At 50.6% G+C, this 12,840-nt stretch carries 4 protein-coding genes; all 4 read right to left on the bottom strand.

What is annotated here, in order from left to right; all coding sequences use genetic code 11:
* Positions 1-306 precede the first annotated feature (306 nt).
* Positions 307-1,734, bottom strand: a complete 1,428-nt coding sequence (locus F8N35_RS04645) for a sialate O-acetylesterase (RefSeq protein ID WP_293050189.1) — start codon at positions 1,732-1,734, stop codon at positions 307-309.
* A gap of 90 nt (positions 1,735-1,824) precedes the next feature.
* Complete coding sequence (locus F8N35_RS04640) at positions 1,825-4,701, bottom strand: glycoside hydrolase family 2 TIM barrel-domain containing protein (protein ID WP_293050188.1); 2,877 nt, start codon at positions 4,699-4,701, stop codon at positions 1,825-1,827.
* A gap of 85 nt (positions 4,702-4,786) precedes the next feature.
* Positions 4,787-8,041 carry a glycoside hydrolase family 2 TIM barrel-domain containing protein gene (locus F8N35_RS04635; protein WP_293050187.1) on the bottom strand — a complete coding sequence of 1,085 codons (3,255 nt, stop codon included), beginning with the start codon at positions 8,039-8,041 and terminating at the stop codon, positions 4,787-4,789.
* 200 nt (positions 8,042-8,241) lie between these two features.
* Positions 8,242-12,693: a malectin domain-containing carbohydrate-binding protein gene (locus F8N35_RS04630; protein ID WP_293050186.1), complete on the bottom strand. Its 4,452-nt coding sequence runs from the start codon at positions 12,691-12,693 to the stop codon at positions 8,242-8,244.
* Between the last annotated feature and the right edge of the window lie 147 nt (positions 12,694-12,840).

Here is a 12,840-nt window from a genome sequence, read left to right as displayed (position 1 = left end):
TTGTATGTTTTTGCCCCCTCCCCACCTCCCTCCCAAGGAGAGGGTGCCGGATCGTAAGATCAGAATATGATTATTCTACCACAAAGAACTCAAAGGATTACACAAGGAACACAAAGTCTTTTTAACCTTCTAATCCCTCCGCTGCGCTCGTTCTCTTTAACAAAAGGAGACACCCGAATGCAAGGCGTTCCATTTTCATTCACACAATTCTACTAAAGCAGATTCGTCTCCCCTTGTGACCAAGGGGAGTACCCGCAGGGGGTAGGGCTAGAATTCTTTTATCAATTTGATTTTCAAATTGGCACATTACCAGTTATCCGTCCGGAACGATGATACCGGCAGACCCTCGTTGCTGAAAAGATCGCCAACGACAAAATCCTTGAAGGCATAGCGTACGGCAACCGGTTTAGGAACATCGGGAGAAGATACCTCCACCTTCGCACGGTTGATTACCGCTTTAGCCGGATGGAACACCTTATCCTCTCCGGCAATCTCGAATGTTTTCAATTCTTTGCCGAACGAAGTAAGCCATAGAGGAGCATTCTCGAAGTTCAGAATTGCCTTGCCATCCTTATCGATGGTCATTTCTTTCAGCTCCGGGCTTTCGTAAGCAAAGCCTTTCTGTCCGTAGGTTTTGGCCAAAGCCATCAATGCCAGCCGTTCGCCACCGACGTTTTTGCGCATGGGGTGGATGCAGAATTCCTCGCCGATGTCCATCAACGAAACCATGCCCGAGTTAGGGATCAGCTTTTGCGCTTTGAACTGAGCTTCGCGCAGGTAAGCCGAATTGAACTTGCCGCCCCACTTCTCTTTCGGGGAGATGGAAGCGTAGTTGTAAGGAGCAATCTGGCAATAATAGAAAGGGAAATCACCTTCGCCCCAGAGCTGCCGCCAACTACTCACCATGGTTTTCATCAACGCCGGATATTGATCGGGATTTTCGTAATTGCTTTCTCCCTGGTACCAGATGCAGCCTTTGATACCGTAACCGATGATGGGATTGAGCATCCCGTTGAAAAGCATCAGCGGTGTGCGGTTGGGAGCTTTGATGGTGTCGCCCTGTTTGGCAAATTTCGTTTCGGGGAAATCTTTCAGCATCTCACGGTTCATCCACGCTTCGATGTTTGAACCACCCCACGAGCAAAGAATCAGACCGACCGGCGTGTCGAGCATTTCATTGAGCAGTTTGCCGAAGTAATACCCCGTGGCACTGAATTCCTTCACTGTTTCAGGAGCAGCTTCCTGCCAGTTACCTGAGATGGTGTCGACCGGAGCAAGCTGTCCGTTACGTTTGACGGTGATGAGGCGCAGCATCGGATTCTTCGATTTGAGAATATCCATATTGCCGTTCAAAATGGGATTGCCCTTGAAGCCCTTCATCGGCATCTCCATGTTGGACTGACCGCTGCAAAGCCACACTTCGCCGATCAGCACATTTTTCAGCGTTACCGGTTTGCCGTCGCTGAAGGTGATGTGATAAGCCGTTTTGCTGGCTTTCGGTGTCGCTACAAAAGCTTTCCACTTGCCATCGACACCGGCTTTCGTTTCGACCGGTTTTCCATCCCACGACGGGGTAATTCTCACCACGGAACCGGCCTTTGCCCATCCCCAGAGAGCCACTTTCGACTGCTGCTGCAGCACCATATTGTCTGAAAAAATGTGGGACAAACGCACTTCGGCATGAGCACCGAGAACCAAAAACAGAGCCACAAAAATTGAAAAAAACTTATTCATCATTATTTATTTTTACCTCTCCCGCCCCACGGGCACCCTCTGCCTGAACGGGACTTGGAATCTTGAAATTAATAAATTTTGGAATCGATCTCACTTTCCGAATTTCAGATAAATGCTTCCCTTCTGCGCACCACTCACCCATTTGGCCTGCGACGACGGGCCGATTAGGTCGGTGGAATTCACCTTGTTGCGCATGGCAGGAATCACCTTCAGCACCGAGATACCGGTTTGCGGCAGGGTGAAGAGCTGCGCATCACGACCGTCACGCGGGGTGAACACGCCAAGATAGCTGTCGGGATCGTCATTGCCGAGCGCAAAATTACCTTCTTTGGTGGTAAAATTCACCCATTTCCAGTTGGCAAAATAGCCTTTGAATTCGGGATATTCGAACGACTCGCCGGGAATCGGATCGTTGTAATCGCGTTGCCAGTTATCGAGTAGCGTGCCATGCACACGGTTTTGCCAAACACGGTAAGGTCCGTTGCCCAGCCATTGTTTCGATACCACTTTGTCTTCCGGATAATCGAATTTTACGCCCATCAATTCCACTTCGCCTTCGTAATCATACTGATAATCGACACGAATGTTGCCGTCAGCCGAAATCGTCCAGTGCGTTTTTTGCAGGTTGCCGAAATAAGTTGCATCGACAGTCACGCTATCGGCCGTCGCTTTGAAGGTGAAGGCGGTAAGTTTATCGTTGCCCGAAATATCGTTGTAGATGCGTTCTTTGCTCTTGGCATCCTTATCGTCGTGATTGTAGAACACGTCCATGGAGCGGTCGCCACGGCGGGCTGCAGTAAAGCGCGGGCCTTTACCGAACGAAACGGCCTTACCATCGTGAAGCACGTTGACCAGTTCTCCCGACTTTTTACTAAAGATCAATTCGTCGGAAGCGGTTTTTACAATCAGGTTGTCACCCTCTTCACGGGCAGATACAGAGCCTTTTTGTCCTGCAAAAGAGAAGAAATCGGTCGGTTTTTTCCAGCTCCAGTCCCATGTCCAGATCTCCTTTCCAAAAGGATCGGTGGCGGTAAAATAGAGCACATCGGCCTTGTGCCAATCGGAAGGCAGGCTGAGTTTCAGTTCACCGGAAGCATGAGCCGCCACATCGGGTGACGCAACTTCACCGGAAGCAACAACCTGTTTTTCTTTCAGGTAAGGCAATTTTGCCAGTTTCCAGGAAAACTTACAGTTTTTCAGGTTAATAAAGTCATAGCGGTTCTCGAGCGGTAACACGCCGTTGAAATTCTCAGGCAACGAAGCAACGTTGACCTGTACCGGCGACCAGACCTGACGAATGGTAAAGAAACTGGCCTCTTTTTCGAAATGCGGTCCCACAATGCCATCGGGCGCCCAGCTGCCCTGGTTGTCTATCCGGTTGTTCTGGTCGGTACGCACTACGCCTTCATCGGCAAACGACCAGAGGAAACCGCCCGCGCCCCGTGGATGTTTGCGCATCATCTCCCAGTAGTCGTACAGGCCGGCACCGTGGCCGCCATCATACAGACCATGTAAAAATTCGGTCGGCATAAAAATTTCCGGTTTGCGCATATACTCCTGACTTTCGCCATACGAACGGTAGTGCATGGTTTCGAAGCCGCTGAAGTTGGCCCACGGATGAATCACCGGTCGCTTCTGAGGATCGAGCACCGGAAACTCTTTATCCAAATCGAAATTGAAGCCACCCTCGTTGCCGTTCGACCAGAAAGTAACGCAGGGATGGTTCAGATCGCGGGTCACCATCTCTTCTACCAATTTTTTGCCGGTGGGCGTATCGTAGTTGCCGTGCCACCCACAAAGTTCCACCATCACATAAAGCCCCAGTTCGTCGCAGGCATCCAGAAACTCGGGATTGGACGGATAGTGGGACAAACGCACGGCATTCATGTTCATCTCCTTGATGAGTTTCACGTCATCGTAGTTATCTTTTTTACTAAGAGTACGACCAGTCTCCGGGCGGAAACTGTGACGGTTCACCCCCTTCATCAACACCTTCTGTCCATTGATGTAGAGGCCATCACTCGGACGCACTTCGATGGTGCGAAAGCCGAAACGTTCTTTCACGGTATGACGAAGTGTGTTGCCCTGCATCAACGAAAAAGTCACATTATAGAGATTCGGCGTTTCGGGCGACCAGGTTTTGATGCCGGAAAATGCACCTTCCACTTTCACGCGATCGGACCCACCACGTACCGGCACTTCGATAGCTTTGCCCACATTCTTCCCCTCTTTATCCGTCAGCTGAGCCACCACTTTGAAATCGGATCCCTGCCCCGAACCAAGATATACATCGGCAGCAAAAGTCCCGTCGGCTTTGGCATCGATGGCGGTGCGTTCGATATTCTGCGCCGGAAGCGCTTCTACAAATACCGGGCGGAAAATACCTCCGAAATTCCAGAAATCGGCACGGCGTTCGGCCATGTTGACACTCGTGTTGGCCGATTCCTTGCTGACGGTTACCTCCAGCAGATTTTCCTTGTCGCCGAAGAAAACGCGGTCGCTCACATCGGCCTTGAAACGGTAGAACGAACCCTGATGCAAACCCACACATTTGCGCCCATTGATCTGAGCCGAACAGTCGGTCATTACCCCGTCGAAGACGATGCGCACCACGCGACCCGCCCACTCTTTCGGCAGTTTAAACTTGTATTTGTACTTGCCCTGCTCCTTGGCAACGCCCGGAGGATCGGCCTTGCCGTAGAACGCCATCCCGTATTGGTAGGTACCAAAGCCTTGCAATTCCCAACAGGAAGGCACTTTAATTTTCGTCCATTTACCGCTGTTGCGACCGTCGGTACAAAAGAAATCCCAATCCACGGCATCGTCGGAACCATGCCCCGAGAGGTACTGAATAGCCGTTTCGGTCGACGTAGCAACCGCCGGACTTTTCTTTTGCGCCTGCACATTCAGGACACTCACAAACGCTGCAACAAGCAGCAAACCCATCTGTAATTTCAATTGTTTCATTTTCCAATTTGGGAATTTGAGGATTTGAAGATTTGGGAATAAAAATCTGGTTATTTTCACATCCTCAAATTTTCACATCCACTAATCATTTTACCGGTTTTATCTCAAATTTCAGTTTATATTCCTTCTTTTCAATGGCATATTTCTTCAACACACCCGGACCGCAACTGCTGTTTCCGAGTCCCAGCATGGCCGCGTCGAGCGACAACACCGTTTCGGGACGAGCCGTCAGTTTGTAGGCGTGATCGGCTTTGTAGAGGTCGTCGGCCGTAAAGTGAATTGCCGTTGCCGACATGTTTTCCGACAAGGTTTTAATTTCGATTCCCTTGCCCGATTTGTCGGTCAGCGTCAGCCAGCGGATGCCCTCATGATTGCCCGTCTCCTGTGGATGGTCGTAAGCCACGTACTGCTCCGTCACCGTACTTTTGTATAATCCGACGGGAGTGCTCTCCCTGCGGTCGATATAGTTTTCGTAGGGCCCGTGACCATACCAACTATATTGCTCCAATGCTTTGTTCAACGACATCACCACGCCCAGTCGCGGCAATTCGGGCAATTTGCCCTGCGGGACAAACGCATTGTCGGATTCGATTACACCGTCGGCGTAGACCGTCCACAGCGTGCGATGCACGAACGAGCCTTCTTTCGCCGAACTGTGGGCTACGGTCATAATCTTTACAAAGTTATCCGCTTTTGCGATGATTGTACAACTGTCAGCGTTGCGCTCCATCTTATTGAGATCGCTGTTAGCCCAATCTTTTGCCAGCCAGTTGCCAAAGCCGCGGTCGTTGTCGGTTGGAGCACGAAAGCCCTGAAAAACAGGAGCTGCCACCAACATTTCATTACCATTGTATTTCAAAGAAACAAGCGTTGCGTTACCACGATCAAATTGTGCCGAAAAGCCTTTTCCTGACAACGTAATCGTCTTCAAATCGTCGGTAACCGTTAACTTCCCTGTATGCTTTTCGGTCGGTAATGCCGGAACCGGCACATCCATTTTCAGTTGCTCAAACGCAATCTCAAATCCTTGTTTCGCCCAAAGTTCATCGTTTTTCAGACGGTATGCAATACGCAATTGATAATCGCCACCGGCCACCGGATTCTGGATGGCCTTTACAGGAACAGCCACTTCGCGCTTTTCACCTGCCGGAATATTGGTGGGAGCCAATTCGCCGGACTGAACTGTTTTTCCATTGCAAAACAATGTCCACGAAACATCGAATTCGTTCAGGTTCAGGAAATGATTCCGGTTGGTAATTTGTACGCTTGTATTACCGGCAGTCATCTTGCCCGGTTCGATCAAAACCGGTTGGTACACCTTTTTCACCTCGTAATATTTGGGCCAGGGCTGACGCTCGGAAGAGACCAGTCCCTTCAGGCAAAATGTTTTCAAATTAGGAATATCTCCGAAATCGCCACCGTAAGCAATGAAACGTTTGCCGTCGGGCGTGGTTTTGTACAACCCCTCGTCGGCCCATTCCCAGATAAATCCACCCAGCATCCGCGGATTGGAATAAATTTCATCCCAGTACTCTTTCAGGTTGCCGATGGCATTCCCCATGGCATGGGCATATTCGCTGGTCAGCACCGGACGGTTATCGACCTTGTTACGGGCAATATCGAGCAAGCGTTCCCAACGTGCATTCTCAGGCCGCTCCTTGTCGCTGCCCTCGGCAATACCCGGATTGAGGTATTCTTCCTGCACCCGGGGGTAAAAACGGCTGATCACATCTACCGTCGAAGGATCGGTAGGCGTGCCCTGCGCCCCTTCGTAATGGATAAAGCGCGTCGGGTCGAACTCCTTCAACCAGGCCGACATGGCCGCAAAATTGGGTCCGTAACCCGCTTCGTTACCCAGCGACCAGCAGATCACGCTAGGATGGTTCTTGTCGCGTTGCGCCAGACGAACAGCCCGGTCGAGAAACGCAGCACCCCACTCGGGTGCACTGGCCAAGGTTCCGCGCAGGCCATGTTCCTCAAGATCGGCCTCATCCATCACGTAAAGACCGTACTTGTCGCACAACTCGTACCACTGCGTGTTGTTCGGATAGTGACAGGTACGCACGGCATTGATGTTACACTGCTTCATCAGGCGTATGTCCTGTTCCATCCGCTCGACGGAGATGGTTTTGCCCGTTGCCGGATCGTGCTCGTGGCGGTTGACACCCCGCAAACGCACCGGTTTGCCATTAACCAACACCTGCCCGTTTTTCACCTCGACGGAACGGAAGCCAACCTGACAACTCTCCGTTTCTACGGTCTGGTTTTCGTTGTTTACCAAACTCAACACCAGCGTATAAAGATTCGGTGTTTCGGCCGTCCACTTAGCAGGGTTCTCGACCTTTGCCTCCAGCCAGACAAACTTAGCATGACCGCGCTGCGGCACACGGTCGTTCATCACGGCTGCTTTGTAGGCAATATTGAGAATCGGTTCGGCATCCTGACGCAACGGTTTTACGAATACAGCCTTGCCATTCTTGTCGTACAACTGTGCCTGCACCGACCATCCGCGCAGGGTATCTCCCTGATAAGAGGCAAGTTTCGGAGCAATCTGCAAGGTGGCATCTTTGTAATCTTTGTCTAATTCGGTACGCACAGCAAAGTCGGAGATCCGCACCTGACCGGTCGAAAAGAGATAGACTTCGCGCTGGATACCGCCCATGCGCCACATATCCTGATCCTCGATGTAGCTACCGTCGTTGTATTTATACACCTCCACAGCCAACTGGTTATCTCCCGGTTTCACATAGCCGGTGATGTCGAACTCGGCCGGTTCCATGCTTCCCTTGCTGAAGCCCACCTTCTGACCATTGACCCAGAGATAGAAGAAACTCTGCACCCCGGCAAAATGGATAAAGACCTTACGCCCTTTCCAGGTCTCGGGCAAACGGAAGTAATGACGATACGATCCCACCGGATTGCGCTCTTTGTAGGCCGTGTAGTTCTTCGGCGGTTCGGTCGTCACCCGCGGCGGATCGATTTTGAACGAGTAGCCCGAACTGACATAGAGCGGCGTGCCGTAGCCCTGCATCTCCCAATTGGAAGGCACGGAAATGGTTTTCCAGTCCACATCGTCGAAATCGGTGCGGTAAAAATCCTGCGGCCGTTCCTCCGGACGAGGCACCCAGTGAAATTTCCATACGCCATTGAGCGACAGGAACCACGGCGACTGTTCACGTACACGTTGCAAAGCCTGTGCTTCGGTCTGGTACGGAATAAAATCGGCACGCGCCGGTTCGCGGTTGCTTTCCAGCACCGAAATGTTTTCCCAGTCGTGCTTCTGCGCAAAGGTGGAAACGACGAGAAAAAGGGATATGATAAAACATGATAAACGGTTCATCTGATCAAAAATTTGAAAATTTGGGAATTTGAAGATTTGAAAATTAAAATCGGCAATAGCAGATTAATTCTCTAACTGTCGTTTTGTATCTTTTCAAATACAAATTAATCCCATCTTTGTCTTCAGTAAAATTCACTTCCCATATTTTACAATCTATCAGGTATTTCAATAAGCGATTTGGAAATCGCTTGACCCTGAATTTACTGCATCACCAGCGACTCAAAAGCCAGTCCGCTCAGTTTGTCGCCGCTGATAATTACTTTATAATGACCGGCATTGATATACGAACCGGTGGAGGTTCCCAACACGCGCCATTTTTCGGGCGTGGCCGGGAAACGGATGGCATCGTCGCGCACGACGTTACCGGCCTGGTCGGTTATTCTGATGCGGGCATCTATCGGATTCGGAGTAAGATTCAGATAGTTAAAACGCAAAGCATATACATTGGCTACACCGGGTGCTACCGACCAGGTAATGCTGTGTGCACCGTCGGCAGTAACTTTTTCTCCTGCTTTGTTTTTCAATGCCATTTTCTGCCAACCGCTGCCCTGCAACTGTGCCGCTTCGGCTTCAAAAGTCAGTTCGGGACGAAGGTTGGGTTCTACCGCCCACTTCACCACCGGCACCACGGCTGCACGACTTCCTTTTTGGAGCGTTACTGTCTCACCTTTGCGGTAGGTTGTTTTTACATAACCGGTATCCTGACGGAGATAAACGTCAGCATCGGCCGTAAGCGTAAAAGTTATCTGCGCTGCATTCGTTTTCGGATCGGAAGCGAGCCATTCGGCACCGTACATCTCCGGCTTCAGGTTGGGAAAATCGGCATTCGGTTCGAGCCAAGTACCGGTCACCGCCCCTTTCACGTTGGCAAAAACCGATTCGGACTGCGGAGCCGGTTGTATCGATTTGTCGGTCGAAGCGACGGCAATGGCCGAGATAACTGCCTGTCCGGCCTTTACGCCCGGGAAGCTGATCTCCAGCATGCCGTTTTCGGCTCTGGCCGTCACCGTTTTCTTCAACACACGGTCGTGACCAGCCTCTTTCCAGATATCGAGATCGTGGAGCAACACTTTGCCGTTGGCTGCCACATCAAACACGCGATAACCTTCGCAATCCATTCCGCCACCCGTTCCGTACCACGGCTCCACAAAGTAGAGCTCCACACGGTAATCGCCATCGGGCAAAGGAAAGCGATAACGCAAGCGATCGCGACCGTAGCGGAAAGTCTGGAACAGCGGCCAGTCGGATGTGCCGGCAATCGGATCTTTGGTGTAACGTTGCGAAGCCATGAACGACGGCAGGTTGCCGTAATCGTCCGTCCACGAGAGCGATCCCCAACGATCTTTGCCGCTCAAATGACGATCGGCCGACCACTTATTCTTATTGATGTCAGTATAATCGGCGCCACCGCAGTTGACGCGGTAAATATAGTTATAACCGGCTTCCGGTTTTGTAACATTATCCTTGTCAACCAATTGATTAAAATGAGGAGCACGGGGAAGATTGTTCAACACAATCGCGTCTTCGGCCACGGCTTTTCCGTTGACATAACCCACAGCATAGAGAACGTTGTATCTCAGGTCGACGTTATCCCATTGGAAATGAGTACCTATGCATTTTTTGGTGCGTTTGCCCAATGATAACGATTTCACGTCATTGAACAATTCCACCTCATCGCAATTGGAGTAAACCGTCAAGCCGTTTTTCACGCCCGGTTTGTCCCAACGATCGAGCCAGGTATGCGACACGATATAAACCATCGGCTCCTTCTCTTTCGGTGCATAATTGGAACGGTAGAGATAGAACGCATCCACCGGTTCGCCCCACAAAGTGAGCAGGCCTTTGTAATTGAAAGGTCCGATGCGGTCGATTTCGCGGAGACCCTCTTCGTTTTGCACACGACCGGGATTGTCGTGCGAATTGTAGGTCCAGAGGAACTGCCCGCAAGTGCTGTCCTTCACCTGATCGAGCTGACGGATTTTCATCTCCAGCAACTGACTCATGCGGTCTTCACTCAGTTTTCCGTTTTGATCGAAAGCTCCTTCGATATGCAGATCGAGGCTGCGCCATGCCCCATATTCGCCGTTCAGCAATTCTTTTTTCAGCACCCCGGGATAATTATTCGGATCGCCGCTGTTGATGTAGGTGCCCGACCAGTTCTGTATCACGTTCCAGTCGGTACCGCTGCCGAAATTGCAGGTAGTCACCAGCCGTTGCGACGGCGAAGTCGGGTCAAGTTGCCGAATCAGTTCGGTACATTCACGGGCAAAATCTTCGGGCAAAGCGCTTTCGTTCTGCAATCCCCACATTATGACTGAGGGAGAATTACGACGTTCTTTTACCCATTCAATCAGATTATTCTTAAAGTTTTTACGAAATTCAGGCGTATCGTACCAGATGTGTGCCGAGAGTTGCGACCAGAATAGCAATCCATTTTTGTCGATCAAATCTTTGTAGTAGAGATTGTGCGGCTGGTGCGCATCACGAAATGCATTGAAACCGGCCGCTTTGATCAGGCTGATGCGCGCTTCGATTTCGGTACTGTCGAGCGCACTGCTGTTGCCCAACTGATGTTCGTATTCGCCGACGCCATTGATAAGCAGCGGCTTTCCATTCAAGTAAAAACGTTTATCCTTGTCGCTGCGACTTTGCGGCCAGCTAATCCAGCGCAGACCGTAAGGGGTATATTCCTCGTCCACCGTTTTGCCATTTTCGCGTACCATGGTCACCACCTTGTAAAGGAAGGGATTTTCGGGACTCCAGAGGATCGGATTCTTCACATCTGGCGAGGTCTGCTTCACGATCTTCACTTCACCCGGTTTGAGTTCCAGCGTATCAGCTACCCGCACTTGCTGAATATTTTCTTTATTCAACAGTTTGTTTACCAACACAAAACGACGGGTACGATCGCTGTAGTTTTTTACCTCCGTCTCAAAATTCAGGGCAAACGAGGGATTCTTTTCGTCCTTCGGGGCATCGTTCCAAACATGCACGCCAAAAGGCTCCACCCGCAACGAATTGCTCACTACCAGTGTCACTGGACGGAAAATACCCATAGGCTGCGAACCTTCTGAAAAGCCGATTTCAGACGAACAGCCACCGCATACCCACGGCAGATCGGTAATCATTGCCGGATGATCGGCCTTTACGGCCAGTTCATTAGGCGCATCAAAATGGATAGCGTCGGTCACGTCGAGCGTAAAGGTAGTGCGCCCACCGGCATGGTAACCCACCTGCTTGCCATTGAGCCAAACGGTAGCGTAGGAACCGACCCCTTCGAAATAGAGAAAATAGCGCTTGTCGGCACCCAGATTCTGCACCGTGAAACTCTTTTTATACCAAGCGTATCCGTGTTTATTGCCATGCTTCAGGCGACGGGCACCATCGTAGGTGTCCCAATTGTGCGGCACATCCACTTGCTTCCATCCGGCAGTGCTGTAACTGGCTTTTTCAAAACCGGAGCAGGCCGTACGGTTTGAGTCATTTTCTGCGGTCAACCATCCTTTATTCAACGAAATTTCCTTGCGGAAAGTCACCTTTTCGGGCTTCGGAAAACGAACGATGCTTTTGCCCATATCTTTGGAAACTGCCACCGCAATGCCCCGTTGATTATCGTCATTCACGGCGCAATAGAAATGATAGACCACGCCGTTCCATTTTACTACATACGATTTATGTGCAAAGAGGTTGTCGTATTTTTCGCCCGGAATGACCAGATCGGCACCCGTCCAATCGGTCCAGTGCACCAAATCGTAGGAGCAGGCAAAAGTGTTGAAAGCCTTGTAGGGACGATTTTTCCGGAACGCACTAAAATAAAACATCACGTAGACATCGCCGATCTGCTGAATCACCGCATCGCCGGTAATTCCCTCCTCGTGATTGACAATAGGATTACCCTTGTAACGTTGCCAGTGCACCATGTCGTCGGAAAGAGCAATGCTGATACGCTCGGCCTTCACTTTGTTGGTCGGATTAACCCCTCCGGCATTGTAATACATCACAAACGGATGCCCGAGTTTCTTCGATTTATCCCAGATAACGGACGATTTGTACTGTGTAAGGCTCTCCCACCAACCCGCATCGGGATCGGTAGGAGTCAGAACCGGTTTTTCCAGCGGTGTCCATTCATGGGCCTTTGTTATGTCGCCGTCGGTGTAGGCCATGCACTCCTTGAGCATTCCCATTTCGTAGCCGGTGACATTGCCCCCAAAATAAGACATCCAATGTTTCCCGTTAAATTCCTGCGCTTTATAGCTTCCACCCCACTGCATATCAATCAACGAGATGTAACCGGCACGCTGGTTTTTATCCCATTCTTCGCCCTTCAGATAGGAAAGAATGCGCCCGAGCGTCTGCCAGTGCAACAGGTCATCGCTGGTGGCCAACCAGGTTTCATACCCACGACCATCCTGTCCTTCCTTACCATTGTAAACGATATAGCTCATGTACCACTTTCCCTTTTCGCGGAAAACGGTAGGACAGTCTATTTTGTGATAATTGTCGGCTGGTGCCACCACCAAACCGTATTTGTAAGGCGTTTTCACCTCCTCATAAACACGTTTCATCACCTCCTGCGGCACGGTAGTCGGCGCAGCAAACAAAGTCGTACACACTACGACAAAAAAACTCAGTATAATAAAAAATTTCTTCATAATCATCTTTATCTAACCCCACCCCCTGCGGGTACTCCCCTTTATCAAAAGGGGAGACTAATCTGCAATTTAAGCAATATCCTAAAATTGAACCAGAATCTTGCAAACAAGGGTGTCCCCTTTGATAAAGGGGACGAGCGAAGCGGA

The organism is Paludibacter sp., from assembly GCF_009712605.1.
Lineage (GTDB): Bacteria > Bacteroidota > Bacteroidia > Bacteroidales > Paludibacteraceae > Microbacter.
Note: the sequence above shows the minus strand (reverse complement) of the source record. Positions and strands in the feature narration are given on the sequence as shown.

Excerpts from the sequence above, each read along its gene's own strand:
- F8N35_RS04645 (WP_293050189.1), bottom strand. The coding sequence starts at position 1,734 with ATGAATAAGTTTTTTTCAATTTTTGTGGCTCTGTTTTTGGTTCTCGGT.
- F8N35_RS04640 (WP_293050188.1), bottom strand. The coding sequence starts at position 4,701 with ATGAAACAATTGAAATTACAGATGGGTTTGCTGCTTGTTGCAGCGTTT.
- F8N35_RS04635 (WP_293050187.1), bottom strand. The coding sequence starts at position 8,041 with ATGAACCGTTTATCATGTTTTATCATATCCCTTTTTCTCGTCGTTTCC.
- F8N35_RS04630 (WP_293050186.1), bottom strand. The coding sequence starts at position 12,693 with ATGAAGAAATTTTTTATTATACTGAGTTTTTTTGTCGTAGTGTGTACG.